13 protein-coding genes are annotated in these 15,598 nt (G+C 35.3%); 7 read left to right on the top strand and 6 right to left on the bottom strand.

Annotated elements, in window-relative coordinates; all coding sequences use genetic code 11:
- Positions 1 to 75: 75 nt before the first annotated feature.
- On the bottom strand, positions 76 to 1,116 hold the full coding sequence (locus tag AACQ49_RS11640) for an AbrB family transcriptional regulator (RefSeq protein ID WP_004245042.1): 1,041 nt from the start codon (positions 1,114 to 1,116) through the stop codon (positions 76 to 78).
- 113 nt (positions 1,117 to 1,229) lie between these two features.
- Between AACQ49_RS11640 and AACQ49_RS11645 the strand changes: the two genes are divergently transcribed.
- A complete protein-coding gene (locus AACQ49_RS11645; protein WP_004245043.1) occupies positions 1,230 to 1,640 on the top strand; it encodes a GNAT family N-acetyltransferase in 411 nt (136 codons plus the stop codon).
- Between the two features lie 30 nt (positions 1,641 to 1,670).
- On the opposite strand, the gene AACQ49_RS11650 is transcribed toward AACQ49_RS11645, so the two are convergent.
- From AACQ49_RS11650 to AACQ49_RS11660, 3 genes are all read right to left on the bottom strand, one after another.
- The gene (locus tag AACQ49_RS11650) at positions 1,671 to 3,464 is read right to left on the bottom strand and encodes a hypothetical protein (RefSeq protein ID WP_129623420.1); all 1,794 of its coding nucleotides are present in this window, start codon (positions 3,462 to 3,464) and stop codon (positions 1,671 to 1,673) included.
- Positions 3,465 to 3,677: 213 nt separating this feature from the next.
- On the bottom strand, positions 3,678 to 4,310 hold the full coding sequence (locus AACQ49_RS11655) for a helix-turn-helix transcriptional regulator (protein WP_004245045.1): 633 nt from the start codon (positions 4,308 to 4,310) through the stop codon (positions 3,678 to 3,680).
- A gap of 63 nt (positions 4,311 to 4,373) precedes the next feature.
- Complete coding sequence (locus tag AACQ49_RS11660; protein WP_004247259.1) at positions 4,374 to 5,009, bottom strand: TetR/AcrR family transcriptional regulator; 636 nt, start codon at positions 5,007 to 5,009, stop codon at positions 4,374 to 4,376.
- A 235-nt stretch (positions 5,010 to 5,244) separates the two neighbouring features.
- On the opposite strand from AACQ49_RS11660, the gene AACQ49_RS11665 reads away from it, so the two are divergent.
- Together AACQ49_RS11665 and AACQ49_RS11670 are read left to right on the top strand one after the other, a co-directional pair.
- Positions 5,245 to 6,456: a Tm-1-like ATP-binding domain-containing protein gene (locus AACQ49_RS11665; protein WP_004247258.1), complete on the top strand. Its 1,212-nt coding sequence runs from the start codon at positions 5,245 to 5,247 to the stop codon at positions 6,454 to 6,456.
- Positions 6,457 to 6,472: 16 nt separating this feature from the next.
- Positions 6,473 to 7,300, top strand: a complete 828-nt coding sequence (locus AACQ49_RS11670) for a phosphoenolpyruvate hydrolase family protein (RefSeq protein WP_004247257.1) — start codon at positions 6,473 to 6,475, stop codon at positions 7,298 to 7,300.
- An 84-nt stretch (positions 7,301 to 7,384) separates the two neighbouring features.
- Here AACQ49_RS11670 and AACQ49_RS11675 read toward each other — a convergent pair whose 3' ends face one another.
- A complete protein-coding gene (locus tag AACQ49_RS11675; RefSeq protein ID WP_074561592.1) occupies positions 7,385 to 8,284 on the bottom strand; it encodes a diaminopimelate dehydrogenase in 900 nt (299 codons plus the stop codon).
- A gap of 198 nt (positions 8,285 to 8,482) precedes the next feature.
- Between AACQ49_RS11675 and AACQ49_RS11680 the strand changes: the two genes are divergently transcribed.
- The gene (locus tag AACQ49_RS11680) at positions 8,483 to 9,823 is read left to right on the top strand and encodes an MATE family efflux transporter (protein ID WP_017628280.1); all 1,341 of its coding nucleotides are present in this window, start codon (positions 8,483 to 8,485) and stop codon (positions 9,821 to 9,823) included.
- Positions 9,824 to 9,946: 123 nt separating this feature from the next.
- On the opposite strand, the gene AACQ49_RS11685 is transcribed toward AACQ49_RS11680, so the two are convergent.
- On the bottom strand, positions 9,947 to 10,588 hold the full coding sequence (locus AACQ49_RS11685) for a hypothetical protein (RefSeq protein WP_074561590.1): 642 nt from the start codon (positions 10,586 to 10,588) through the stop codon (positions 9,947 to 9,949).
- A gap of 402 nt (positions 10,589 to 10,990) precedes the next feature.
- On the opposite strand from AACQ49_RS11685, the gene pepT reads away from it, so the two are divergent.
- The 3 genes from pepT (at position 10,991) to AACQ49_RS11700 (ending at position 15,549) form a co-directional block, all read left to right on the top strand.
- Complete coding sequence (gene pepT, locus AACQ49_RS11690; protein WP_049199334.1) at positions 10,991 to 12,244, top strand: peptidase T; 1,254 nt, start codon at positions 10,991 to 10,993, stop codon at positions 12,242 to 12,244.
- Entirely contained in the window at positions 12,241 to 13,608 is a 1,368-nt protein-coding gene (dcuC, locus tag AACQ49_RS11695) for a C4-dicarboxylate transporter DcuC (protein ID WP_004245054.1), read from the top strand. Before pepT ends, dcuC begins: the two co-directional genes overlap by 4 nt.
- Positions 13,609 to 14,226: 618 nt before the next feature.
- The gene (locus AACQ49_RS11700; protein ID WP_004245055.1) at positions 14,227 to 15,549 is read left to right on the top strand and encodes an L-cysteine desulfidase family protein; all 1,323 of its coding nucleotides are present in this window, start codon (positions 14,227 to 14,229) and stop codon (positions 15,547 to 15,549) included.
- Positions 15,550 to 15,598 lie beyond the last annotated feature (49 nt).

Below are 15,598 nucleotides of genomic sequence, written 5' to 3' on the forward strand. Positions count from 1 at the left end.
AAAGCCACTCTATCAAACTGATACAGTGGCTTTTCAATTTATTATATCTGTCGATATCTTACTGTTATTGCTATTTTACTCACGTTTTCTTTTCTGCTTTCGTTCACTGTAAAACAAGGCAATAGAAGGAATACTTTGAATGATCAACATGCGCAATATATGATTCGACATCACAAAAGCCGCATCGACATTCATAGTGATCGCGGCAAATGTCATTGCTTCCATACTTCCCGGTGCCCAAGCTAATACCAGCGTTGTCCAGGGAGCCCCTGTTAAATAAGCTGCGCTCAATGCAACGATCACCGTTAAAATAACGTTGATAATGACCACCTGCACAGAGGAAAAAGCATTTTTAATTAACGAAGCAAAAGGAAAAACCACAAAATGTGCGCCAATATTCATCCCAATTAACACCATACTGAGTTCATTTAATAGCATTGGAAAAGCAATCGGCTCACTGACAAAAGATTGTACCAATATTGCACTGCCTAATGATGTCAACATAAACGGTGCTGGAAAATGAATTTTCTGTAATAAAAGCCCAGATACTAGCCCTAACGCGACAATTAATAATAACCACATCGATGACAACAGTGTCATTTCAGGTAATGTAAACTCCGTAAGGGTTGCTTTATCTGAGCCAACAATAAATCCAGCCATAATAATCAATACGATTAAACGAATAGTATGAGAAATAACAATTTTTTGTGGTGGTGTTTTGGTATGATCTGTTAAAGCAAGAATAGCCGCCATCGCGCCAGGTACAGCGCCTAACATAGCCTCTTCTTTTGTCCAACCAATATGACGATGAAACCATAAGAAACTGACAACAAATTGAATGGCTAAACAAATAACGAGGATAATCAAAAGAAGCACTAAATTATCCGCACTCCCTAAATGTACTTGGTTAAACATCAATCCAACAGAGGTGCCTAAGGTCAGTTGGATAAAAGTCAGTGTATGCTTAGGAACAGAGAGCTGCCATTTAAAACGATAAGCAATAATAACCACGACGATTGGCCCAAACATCAACGCCATCGGTAGACCAGATAATGTTAATAACCCACCAATTAGTGCACAAAACAGAATTCCCGGTAGTTTTTTTAAAAATGACATGTTGTGTTATCCAGTTTTTTTAATTATGGTATCAATCCTATCACTGGTATAAATATTTAATAAACAAATAATGATAATTTAAATATTATTTTTATTAATATTAAGAGCTAATTATGTCATTAAAAATCACCACCGCCCCGACAACGAATGAAATCAACGAAATTTATGAAGGCTTATTAACACATAACCTTCAGTATATTCAGATGGAGCAATATACGCCCTTAGCCGTTTTTAAAGAGGAAAATGGTAAAAAAATTGGTGGGATCACTGGTGATATATTAGGTAATTGGCTACGTATTCGTTATCTATGGGTTGATAAGGCCTATCGTGGTAACAATATTGGTACAGAATTACTGCAAGCAATGGAAAATACAGCTAAAAAGAAAGGTGCCAAATATGCTGAGGTGGATACTTTTAGCTTTCAAGCCCTGCCTTTTTATCAAAAGCAGGGATTTGAAGTTTTTGGCACCTTAGAAAATTATCCGATTAGTGACAAAAAATATTATTTAAACAAAGTATTATAAATATTTTATACTATAAAATATTTATTTTCCTTATTCAGATGAGAACGCATAGTCGCTATCTATTATGTTAAATCCATCTACATTTAATTGTGTAAATACTTGATCTTCAATTAATTCAACAATATCAGCATATTTTATATCACCTTCTTTTAAATTACCCTTATTTATATTATCTTCATCTAGTTCTGTTTCTTCCTGAATATAAGTTAAATTATATATTCCTTTCCCTATTAATTTACCTTGTTCTATCTCTTTCAGAAGAGGAATTAAAGTATATATTTCTTTCGATTCTAATTTACCTAGTTCTAACCCTTTCAGAATAGAAATTAAAGTATATATTTCTTTCAATCCTAATTGACCTAGTTCTATCTTTTTCAGAATAGAAATTAAATTATATATTTCTTTCGATTCTAATTTACCTAGTTCCATCCCTTTCAGAATAGAAATTAAATTATATATTTCTTTCCATTCTAATTTATCTAGTTTCATCCCTTTCAGAATAGAAATTAAAGTATATATTCCGTCCCATTCTAATTTATCTAGTTCTATCCCTTTCATAGTAGAAATTAAAGTATATATTTCGTTATCTTCTAATTTACCTCGTTCTATCTCTTTCAGAATAGAAATTAAAGTATATGTTTCTTTTCCTCCTATATTATCTATTTCTATTTGTTCCAGAATAGAAGTTAAATCAGATATTTCATCACCTTTAACATATTTATTTAATTTTCCCTGAATAATTTCACTTACTTCAGAAAGATTACGTTCAGAATCTAACTTGACATTATTAGTACTATTAACTCCATCAAGATCATCATCATCCCACTCAAAATCCCCCACAAAATAAGCGACATTATCATCTGTTCTTTTATCTATTATTATTTCTTTACCACCATAAAACTTATTTATATATTCTTCAATCCAAATATTTTGCACTTTTTTAAGTGAATACTTATATACGCAATCAATATTCGCTTTATTAAGAATTTCACCCATTATACTTTCTTCATAAAGAATTTTATTCATTATTTCCCGTAACTGTACTGGAAATTCTTCTTTAAGATTCTCTACCTCTACCATAAGAGGAAGATTATATTTTGAAACACAGACTAGAAAATTTATTTTAGACAGAAATTTTTCTTTCTCCTTATTACTTGAAAAATTAGCTAGTATTCTTTCATTGCTATTTTTAAATCGAGTTTCATTATCATACCTTACCAACACTTCATTAAATATTTTTATAACATCTTCTTTTTTTATTCTTTCAACTCTTTCCTTAATAATATTTTTAAATTCATCCGCCAGATGATTATAATCTGTATTTGATGAATTTCGGCAAAAGGCCTCCGCTCGTTGTAACTCATTTAAATAATTGAAAAAACTATATCTATCTTTAAAACTTGAATTTTCATTCTCTATTAAAGAGAGAAAATGGTTTAGGTTATGATATTCAGCTGTAATTGTAACTATCTCATCTTTTTCCCTATCTACTGTATCTTTTTTTGTTAGTTTATTATTAAACTCATCCACCTTACACTTTAAATCTTTCACCTTAATCTTTAAATCAGTAAGTGTTTCAGTATATCTATTTAAATTTCCATCTCTATTACTTATTCCCATTCTACCGGTTTGGCTAATTGCAAAAAACATTGTAAATCGTTCCATCATATGAATAACTTTTTTTATAAAACTGGGCTTAGCCGTTGTATTAGAAATATCCTTTATGTTCTTTGCAAAAGTTACATAACATGATCCTAAATAATCTTTCTTAGTAGATAACTCTATTCCCTTATCAAATACATCAATACCATTAACTGTATTCATTTTATTGCCCTTACATTAATAAATTAACTGTTTATTTTATTCTTTTTATCAATTTATACTTACAAAAATAACACAGTAGTAATTAATTAATCATTTACAATAAAAATCACATTTAATTTAAAATAGAAATAAAAAAAGATATCAAAAATGATATCTTTTTTTAGTTTAATGATTTGTATTCCGCTGTAATTTAAAAAATAATTTATCGTTTAATCATTCTTTTAAATCGTTATACACTGTTGCTCTTGAAACACCGAGATATTGCGCAGTAATTTCCATCGCTTTGCGAAGTGAAAGGTAACCTTCATCCTGTAAACACAATAGCAATTCGCGTCGTTGATGCGGTTTCAATGCTCTTGGTGTCACTGAATAAGTCGCAGAAAATTCATCAATACGTTTTTTCAACGAATCTTCTGTTACTGAGCTAAAAGTTTCAATGATATGATTTCCCTCTTCAAGAGTCGAAAATTGATTTAATACCATTTGTAAACCTTTAATCATCGATATATCAATATTTAAACATAAAGCAGCAACATAATTGCCTTGTTTATCTTTAATACCAATCGATGTACTTTTAGCTGTTCTACCATCAGGAAACTGATTAGGATAGTTTGCAACAATTTGTGGAAAATCAGACGATTCAATCCTTGCCATACCTAGCTCAGTTGCTCTATCTCCCACTTTTCGACCTGATAGATTATTTTCAATAACCATAATGGTATTTTCACTATCGGTCAGATCATGAAGTACAACTTCACAAAAAGGCGATAATGTTTTACCAATGCCCTGTGCAATATATTTTAGTTGTTCTACCAGCCACTCTTGGTCTGCAGTTTTGTGTGACATAACGATCCTACAATAGCTAAAACGTAAATGATTTATACAATTTTAACCGATTTATTCAAATAATTAATCGTTATCTATCGGAAAATCTGACTTTGCCTGATTTAAAATAGCTTTAGCCATCCATTGGGTCATATCAATGACCTGCTGATCATCCATTTTCCAGATATCTTTCATTACTAAAAAAACTTCAGAACCATAAATAAGTGAGAAAGCTTTTATCACTTTATCCCACATTTCTTGCGGATAATGCGCTTTTAATGGTTCGATGACTTTAAGTAAGATCTCTTTACGATGACCACGAATAAATCGTTTTTCTGTATATTCGCTTGATTGCCGCTCTTTAGCCCACTGCTGTAATGAAACCTGCAATGCGCCACGCAACGCCCCTTCATGTTTAAACATTTGTGGATAAGCAAGATTGAGCAACGCAGTAATACGCTGTTGTGTATTATCTTCTGGAGTGGGCTGCCATGCAATGATCGGTGCTAAACTTGCATCAACAGTAGCACTAATTAAATCACTTTGAGTGGGAAAATAGCGATACGCCGTTGCCCTTGAAACACCAGCATGTGCTGCAAGCTCTGATACGGTAGGTAACATCCCTTGTTCAAAAAGTTGCAATGCCGTTGTCACCAATAATTGGTAGGTTCTTTTTCGAGTACCTGACATTGTATCTATTTCATTACGACTAAAACTCATAAAAATTCCTTCGCTATTACTCCACTTTTCGTGGCTACTATACTGATTTTAAGAACTATTCTTAATACGATTAAAGTTTACTTTAGGCGATTGAGTGTACCTAAGCGACATTTAAAAGAGAAAAAATAAAAATAATGAGACATGGGTCTCAAAATAATGCTATTATAAATGAAACTCAAGTCTCATTGTGATTATAATCTACACGTCAATAATCATAAAAGGTAAGGGAAGGCTTATGAAACAGTATGCTGGCTTCATTTATATTGCGACTACGCTTGATACTAAAAGCGCTGAAATTTTTTATGTCAGTGAATTAATAAAAAAAGCAGGCCTTCCTGTCAAAACCGTAGATTTGACAACCAAACCTACAGCATTAGAAAGAGAAGCTGACGTCACAGCTGCACAAGTTGCTAGTTACCATCCTGATGGAAAAAACGCCGTGTTTTGCGGTGACCGTGGAAAAGCTATCGCAGCAATGTCCGTCGCTTTTGAACGTTATTTAACCCACTGTGACGATGTCCTCGCTATTTTAGGATTAGGCGGCTCAGGGGGAACGGCATTGATTACACCAGCAATGCAATCTTTGCCCATTGGCGTACCTAAATTGATGGTATCGACTATGGCTTCCGGTGATATCTCCGGATATATCGGCGCTAGCGATATTTCAATGATGTACTCCGTAACAGATGTATCCGGCTTAAACCGTATCTCTCGTAAGGTATTGAGAAATGCGGCCAACCAAATTGCCGGCGCTGTTTATTTTTACCAAGAAGAAAATAGTGTTGATAAACCGGCTGTTGCATTAACAATGTTTGGTGTAACTACGCCTTGTATTCAACAACTGACTAAAAAACTTGAAAATAATTATGACTGTTTAGTTTTCCATGCGACAGGGAGTGGCGGTAAAGCCATGGAAAAACTGATAGACAGCCACTTACTTCATAGTGTTCTTGATCTAACAACAACCGAAGTATGTGATTATTTATTTGAGGGTGTCCTTGCTTGTGATGAAGATCGTTTTGGTGCCATCGCCCGCACTAAAACACCTTGTATCGTCTCTTGTGGCGCGTTGGATATGGTGAACTTTGGTCGCCCTGCTACCGTACCTGAGAAATATAAAGATCGTCATTTCTATCACCATAATTCGCAAGTCACCTTAATGCGTACAACACCAAGGGAAAATCGTCAAATGGGGATCTGGATCGCTGAAAAATTGAATCAGTGTGAAGGCCCACTGACGTTTATTTTTCCACAGGGCGGTTTTTCTGCTTTAGATATTGAAGGGGGGCCATTCTGGGATCCTCAAGCAAACCAAGCATTTTTTGATGCATTTATAACAACATTTAAAGAGACCGAGACTCGTCAATTAGTCATCAGTCCTTACCACATAAATTCTGCTGAATTTAATCAGCAAGTTTATGATTTACACCAGGAACTTATTTGCTAACCACGGAGAAAGAAGTATGACTTATTCACGTGAAGTATTACTCAAAAAATTTAATGACATGATCGCACGTAAAGAGCCTATTATTGGTGGCGGTGCGGGAACAGGTCTTTCCGCAAAATGCGAAGAAGCTGGCGGTATCGATCTGATTGTTATCTATAATTCAGGTCGTTATCGTATGGCGGGTCGTGGCTCTCTGGCAGGATTATTAGCCTATGGCAATGCCAATGAAATTGTTATGGATATGGCAAAAGAAGTATTGCCTGTTGTAAAACAGACACCTGTACTTGCCGGGGTTAATGGTACAGATCCATTCTGCAATTTTGATAAGTTTTTAGATGACGTTAAAGCCATCGGTTTTGCTGGCGTACAAAACTTCCCAACCGTTGGTTTAATTGATGGTAACTTCCGCGCTAACCTAGAAGAAACGGGTATGGGTTATGCTCTTGAAGTAGAGATGATCCGTAAAGCACATGAAAAAGGCTTACTCACAACACCTTATGTTTTTAGTCGTGAAGATGCCATTGCAATGACACAAGCTGGTGCAGATATTATTGTTCCTCATATGGGTTTAACCACTGGTGGCAATATTGGTGCAGAAACAGCCGTTACTTTAGATGATTGTGTCGCCCTTATTAACGATTGGGCAAAAGCAGCAAAATCCGTACGCTCTGACGTGATTGTACTTTGTCATGGTGGCCCTATAGCAACACCAAAAGATGCGCAATATATCCTTGATAACTGTCCTGATTGCCATGGTTTTTATGGCGCAAGTTCAATGGAACGTTTACCAACAGAAGTCGCTTTAACTGCAACAACAAAAGAGTTTAAAAATATTAAACGCTAATCTCAAATCATCAAGTTTGCCTAAGCGTTGATCCTATTGCCCACATCATGTGGGCAATATTTTATTTACAAGAAGCCTAACTGATTACACCAGTTTTGCGATTAATGTATTTAAATCCCCTGCTAAAAAATCAACGGGGGGAATTTCAATCACAGTATAGGCACCCGCTTGTTGTTTCATACTTGCTCTGGCTGCAGAAACCATAAATTGAGATGTTAATGCTGGATTATTAATATGCATAGCATATTCAAATAATTGATTGTGTGTTTTGCCTGACACCCCTTTATGGGTCATTTGTACTCCGTGACCAACATCTTTTAAGCTATCAACACTATCAACTTGTTTAATATGTGTTTCATCAGATGAGAAATAGCTGTCGGCCTTAATGGCTTGCTCAACCTGTGCAAAGTTAGCACCCGTTTCTAATTCAACATAAACCATACGCCGATGAACACCAGTACCTAATGGAATAGTCATTGATAGCGCATCTCTTACACCATCAATAGCTTTAGCGGCAACACTATGACCCATACTCATACCGGGACCAAAATTAGTGTAGGTAATACCTTTAGGTGCCATAGCTAACATTAAGGTACGAATAATAGAGTCTGAACCCGGATCCCAACCCGCTGAAATCACTGCAACACGGTTATGCTTTTTCGCCACCTCATCCAGTTCTGTTTTTAATGCAACGATATCACTGTGGACATCAAAACTATCAACGGTATTAATACCTAAGCTCAATATCGATTTAGCCAAATCTTTAATGGCTCTCGTTGGTGAACATAATAAAGCAACATCCACCTTACCTAAGCTTTTAATATCATTTGTTACTGTTATATTTCGCAGTTCATCTGGAATATTTTGACTATCACGGCGAACCACCCCCACTAACTCAAAATCAGGTGCTGCAAGTACTGCATCTAGTGCAAAGCGCCCAATATTGCCATAGCCCACAATAGCGATTTTTATTTTAGTATTCATTTATTTCCTTGTTCTCGTTGTTAATCATTATTGAATGATAATAATGTTTAATAATCAATGAATGAACCATATAAAAAGTTTTTTTGCTACTGGTTCATCAATTTAGCTATTCCCTTATTCATAAAGCATGTAAAATCGCTCCACTTTCCTCTGATTATATTTACAACACTATTTCACTCGTTTTTAAGAAGGTTTTCAATGCATCAATCTGATGTAGCGGATCGCTCACTTTTTTCCCTTAGCTGGCCTATTTTTATTGATATTTTTCTTCATCTTGCCACGCTATTGATTAACACTTACATGATAAGTCATGTCTCTACTGCCTATTTAGCTGCAATGGGCGTAGGTAACCAAGTTTTTGATCTTTTTATCACCATATTTAACTTTATTAGCGTGGGATGTAGCGTTGTTATTGCTCAATATTTAGGCGCCGGTAAGCGCGATAAAGCGAGTCAAGCTATTCATATTTCTATCGCCTTTAACTTTTTGCTGGGCTTTAGTAGTGCCATTATTATTCTCTTTTTTGGCTACAACATTCTAAATGTAATGAATACGCCAGAGCATTTAGTACAAGATGGCTATAACTATCTCCATATTTTGGGGATTTGTCTTATTCCTGAAGCAATTTCAATTATCTTAGCAGCCTGTTTGCGGGTTTATGGTAAATCGAAAGCGGCGATGTATGTGACGTTAATTGCCAATATTGTCACTGTTATCGGCAATATGATTGTACTATATGGTTTCTTTGGGCTTCCACAATACGGTTTAGTGGGTGTTGCATGGTCAACGGTTGTCGGTCGTATTATTGCCGTTATCTTATTATGTGGTCTTTTATTCTATGGATTAAGAATTAAATTCGATATAAGACTATTAGTGATTTGGTCTAAAAATATGTTAGCCAAAATTCTACATATTGGTTTACCTGCTGCAGGTGAAAACCTAGTGTGGATTTTACATTATATGACCGCCTCTGCTTTTATAGGCTTAATGGGAGAAGTTCCTCTCGCCGCACAAACACTCTATTTCCAACTATCATTATTCTTAATGTTATTTGGCATTGCGATTAGCATTGGTAATGAAATATTAGTCGGTCATTTAGTTGGTGCAAAACGATTTGATGATGCATTTACACGGGGTTTTAAAAGCCTAAAAGCAGGTGTGCTATTTACTATTGGCGTGGTGATTATTTATTGGTTTATGCGTGATCCTATTTTGTATTCTATCACCGAAGATCAACGCATTATCGACCAACTGTTGCCTTTATTTATTTTATCGGTCTTTTTGGAGCCTGGGCGTACATTTAATATTGTTATGGTTAATGCGTTACGTGCAGCCGGAGATGCCAAATTCCCACTCATTACAGCCGTTTGTTTTATGTGGGGAGTTGCTATTCCTATTGGCTATTTCCTTGGTATAAAAATGGAAATGGGTTTAATTGGGATTTGGATAGGTTTTCTTTGCGATGAGTGGCTACGAGGCTTAACAAATGCATGGCGTTGGCGCTCTCGTAAATGGCAAGCTAAGCGCTTAGATATTTGATGCTCTTTCAAGGCCTAATAATATTATTAGGCCTTGAGAAACTAGCTATAAATAAGTTAACTTGCTACATTATTCATTAATGATTTTAAATTTATTTAAGCTTTATAATTCATGCTTATCATTTTATTTATCGCCATTTTTTACAAGATTTTTATCTTTAGCCAGTGAACGACTAACCGTCTCATTTATACTATTTGATAAAAAATATTTATAATTATTAATATTCCCAAATTCAGATTTTATTTTTTCGTCTGAAGTTAATATGCTATCGATGATTGATGCTAAAAATTTATTTTTAATCTCAGTTAAAGACAAGTCATTAGTAGATGATAAAATACTTTTAGAGTGAGAATGTAACTCATCCTCAAATTGTATAATTTTTCCTTTCTCTAATGTAGGTTTTTCTTCTAAAACAGAGATAATATCATTAATGATTAAATTTATTATTTCATCAACTTTAAACTTTTTGTGTACTTTAGATAAATCTCCAAATTTATCATTATCATCTTTCATTGAGTGAGGCGTGTTTATTACTTTATTATCTGATTGTATATTTTCATTCTTTTTCATATTTTCAATATTAGAAATATGAACTTTAAATTCTGAATTATTTGAAGTTTTATGAAAAAATGGTTTTATAAAAGAGGATATTGTATTATAACAACTTAATATAGCTGATTTCAATTTTGTATTAAATTTATAATTCTCATTATTAATGCTTTTTAGCGATAATGGAGTGTTTTTAAAATAACTTTTAATTTGCATATCTGCTCCCTAATAGATTTAGCAGAATTAAATATTATACTTTCGCTAAATTCTATCAATAAGTAATTAATTTTTAGTTAATTACTCACCACTATCTTCACAAATAATTTTAAACATCAAAAATCACTAAAAAAATCAATAAATTACACTAGAAAAAACTTATTTTTGTTTTTTCTAAAAATAATTATACTTTAAAATATTTTCATAATTAAAAACAGTTTTTTAATAATGAAAAAACAAAAATTAAACATTGATTAACATTAAAATTTTCTTGTAAAAAAAATTATTTTTTTATAATTCTTTAATGCTTTTTTTGTGATAAAAGTAACTGTTGTTCATTCTCAATAATGAGACAACAGAATTTTATTAAATAAAATACAAAAAACACAACGGAGTCTAATCATGAACATTGTTGATCGGTTTATTTCTTACACCAAGGTGAATACTACAACAAATAGAGAAAATGGCGCAGCGGGGATTATGCCTTCATCGGAAGGTCAGCGAGTCCTCGCTTTACAATTAGTCGAAGAGTTAAAGGCGTTAGGTGTTGAAGATATCAAAATTCGCGATACTGCCATTGTTACCGCGACACTACCTTCTAACCTTGATTATGAGGTTCCTACCGTGGCTTTCTTTGGTCACTTAGATACCAGTGCAGAACAAACTAATGATACTAAAGCACAAATTTTACCTTATAAAGGTGGCGACCTTTGCTTAAACAAAGAACTTGAGATTTTTTTACGTCAAAGTGAATTCCCTGAATTAGAAAACTATATTGGTGACGATATCATCGTAACAGATGGTACTAGCTTATTAGGCGCTGACGACAAAGCGGCTATCGCCTCTATTATGGATATGTTGCAATATTTTAAACAACATCCAGAAGTCAAACACGGTACAGTTAAAATTGGTTTTGTACCCGATGAAGAGCAAGGTTTACGTGGTGCAAAAGCCTTTGATGTAACAGAATTCGGCGCAGACTTTGCTTATACCTTAGATTGTTGTGGTATTGGTGAACTTGTATATGAAAATTGGAATGCCGGTGATGTTGAAATAACCTTTATCGGAACCTCAGCACACCCTATGTCAGCAAAAGGTAAATTAAAAAATTCACTGTTAATGGCTCATAAATTTATTGCGATGTTACCGGGCGGTGAAGCACCAGAATATACTGAAGGTCGTGAAGGTTATTATTGGGTAAAACAACTGGCGGGTAATAGCGCACGTACTGTATTAAAAATGGATGTGCGTGATTTCACAGAAGCAGGCTACGCCCATCGTATGACATTTTTAAAACAACTTTCAGAGCAATGTGAAGCGTTATGGGGTGAAGGGACTGTTGTTTGTAAGCAAGCCGATCGTTATGCAAATGTCTTTAATAGTCTACAAGGTGAAAATCGATATCCTATCGATATTGCTATTGATGCTTATAAAGCCAATGGTATTACCCCTCGTCCAATCCCTATGCGGGGTGGCTATGATGGAGCAGCATTATCGCAAAAAGGATTACCTTGCCCTAATATTTTTACCGGGGCGCACAATTTCCACTCTATTTATGAATATCTTCCCGTTAAATCGCTTTATGCTGCCAGCGATGTATTGAAATCTGTCGTTAAGATCACCGCAGAGCGTTTTGCCCCCGGAGCTAAAGCATGATCCAAATTCTTGCGGTCTTAATTGTCGTTATTATTGTCGCTAGAATGATCTTAAAAGGATATAAAGCCGAGCCGGTTTTGTTAGTTGCTGGTTTAATCTTAATGGCACTAACAATGATATTTGGTTGGGGAGATATTCTGCCTAAAAATGTCAAAACAACCGGTATTAGCTGGCTAGATCCCTTTGAGGTTATGCGTGATCTCTTTAGTAGTCGTGCTGCAGATTTAGGTCTGATGATCATGGCACTCATGGGATTCGCCCATTATATGGATCATATTGGTGCTAATGAAGCTGTTGTACGTGTTGCAACTCGCCCATTGAAAAATATGCGCTCACCTTATGTGTTGTTATTTTTCTCTTTTTTACTCGCGAGTATTTTGCAACTTGCTATTCCATCAGCCACAGGATTGGCCGTTCTACTAATGGGTACCATGTTCCCCATTATGATAGGACTAGGTTTATCTCCAGCATCTGCTGCCGGTGTCATTGCAACTTCATTAGGCGTTGCTTACACGCCAACAGCGATTGATGCTATTCGAGGTGCAAAAGCGGTTGACTTAGGCGTGGTTGAGTATGTGCTTTACTACCAAGGTCCTGCGGCGATTGCAACTGTATTGGCTGTTGGTATTACCCATATCTTCTGGCAACGCCATTGTGATCGCAAAGCGGGCTTTGTACCCCAATTAGGAAAAATAGCAGAAGAAGCCAAAAGTGATAAAAATATCCCCGGCTTTTATGCCCTACTGCCAATGTTACCTATTATTATGGCAGTAAGTTCATCAAGCCTATTTGTTGAAGGTATTCACCTTGATGTCGTCACTATTGTATTAATTTCAATGGCAATTTGTATGCTGATTGAAACATTACGCTTACGTGATTTTAAATCAGTGTGTGCAGGCTTCCAACATTTTCTAAAGGGTATGGGTTCTGCATTTAGTAATGTTGTTGGGCTATTAGTCGCAGCGGGTGTTTTTGCTCATGGTATTAAAGTCAGTGGTGCAATAGACAGCCTGATCGTTATGGCGGAATCTGTTGGTCTACCACCATTTGCCATGGCATTAGTGTTCGCTATCGTGACATTGGCTGCCGCAATTATTATGGGCTCAGGTAATGCACCTTTCCTTGCATTCGTTGAACTTATTCCACAAATTGCCCATAGCATGGGGGTTAATCCAATTGCAATGATTTTACCTATGCAGCAGGCATCACATATGGGACGCGGCATGTCTCCTGTGGCTGGCGTGATCATTGCGGTTTCCAGTGGAGCTAAATTGCAACCCTTTGATGTGGTAAAAAGAACTGCTGTTCCTCTTATGGTTGGTTTTGTTTTCCACTGCGCCATTATTGCTATATTTTATTATTAAGTAACTCGCCTGAAGCATTTATTTGCTTCAGGTAATTACAAATATTCACCATCTAAAAATTAATAGTAACTATTTTATTGTTAATCATTTTAAATAAAAAATAGTAAAGAATATTTAAATTATTATTTTACTATTATCTACATCATGCAAAATAGATAAATATATTTATAAAAAAACCTCAGATTATTCTTATACCAAAGCTGCAAAAAGTCATAATATTCACTATGTTAAATAATGATTGTAAGTGATGCTATCATCATCACTGGCTGTTCATTTATTTAACTATTCTGAGTTAGCCCACATTAAGTATGATATTATACTAACAATAGAATGAGTCATTCATTCTATTGTTTTTTATTTATAATCATCAACTATCATTAAAGAAATTATTTTGTTCGATTTGAGACTATTACTGCTACATCAAATTCTTCAATAATCCTCACTTATTCAAGATAAAATATTACTAATTTAATATCTGTAAATAGTATTTTTTTCTCAAAATTTACACCCACTTAGGAAATTCAGAAAACATTTTCTCCAATAGATTCAGTATGATCAAAGCATCAAAATTACAATATAACGCCTTGAATTATTAAACTATTTATTGGACATAATGCAATGAAAGAACAATTATCTTCCTACTGGAAAATATTAATTGAAGCTGTTAAGCAACAAGTGAAGCCAGCTTTAGGTTGTACCGAACCCATTTCACTTGCATTAGCTGCTGCCACTGCAGCTCGTTATCTGCAACATAATATCACCCGTATTAGCGCAGAGGTTTCTCCTAACTTAATGAAAAACGGAATGGGAGTGACTGTACCGGGCACGGGTATGGTGGGATTATCCATTGCGGCTAGTTTAGGGGCTGTTGCTGGAGATAGTGAAGCAGGTCTAGAAGTATTAAAAAATGCCACACCAGAACAAGTTGAGTTGAGTAAAAATCTATTAAATTCAGGCATAGTCTGCGTATCAATAAAAAAAGCCTGCCAAGAGGTGCTTTACTCTGAGGTTACCGTTGAAGATGGTGAAAACAGTGCCACCGTCATTATTGCAGGTGATCATACTAATATTGTTAAAATTATCCATAATGGTCAGGTGGTGCTTGATAAATTATCATCACAATCTGAACAAACGGCCTCACCTTGCCAAATTAAGCAAGCCTTAACCAACACTAACACACGAGAAATCTATCAGTTTATTACTCAAGCTCCTGTAGAAGAAATTTCTTTTATTTTGCAATCGGCGCAATTAAATGACGCATTATCAAAAGAAGGCTTGAACAATACTTACGGTTTGCATATTGGTCAAACCTTACAACGCCAGCAACAACGTGGCTTGTTAGCTAAAGATCTGCTTTCTGAAATTATGATCCGCACTTCAGCGGCTTCTGATGCACGTATGGGCGGTGCCGTACTCCCCGCCATGAGTAACTCAGGTTCAGGAAATCAAGGTATTGCAGCTACAATGCCTGTTGTGGTGGTTGCTGAATATTTACAGGTTAGTGAAGAAAAAATGGCAAGAGCATTAATGCTTTCACATTTATTAGCCATTTATATTCACCACAAATTCCCGGCACTTTCCGCACTATGTGCCGCAACAACCGCATCAATGGGAGCTGCTGGTGCTATTGCGTGGCTAATGGAAGAACGCTATGAACCCATGGCAATGGCAATTAGTAGTATGATTGGCGATATTAGTGGCGTGATTTGTGATGGTGCCTCTAACAGTTGTGCGATGAAAGTGTCGACAGGAGCAAGTGCCGCTTATAAAGCGGTATTAATGGCGCTAGATGATACCTGCGTGACGGGTAATGACGGCATTGTCACTCATGATGTTGATATGACGATCGAGAATCTTTGTGCATTAGCTAGTCGAGCAATGCAACATACTGATGTACAAATTATTGAAATTATGGAATATAAAGCTGTTGCTAATGGCTAATTAGTATAAAAAAACACCCCATAATGGTTATTATGGGGTGAAACATAAG

It is taken from the genome of Proteus sp. G2675, from assembly GCF_963886535.1.
GTDB lineage: Bacteria > Pseudomonadota > Gammaproteobacteria > Enterobacterales > Enterobacteriaceae > Proteus > Proteus mirabilis.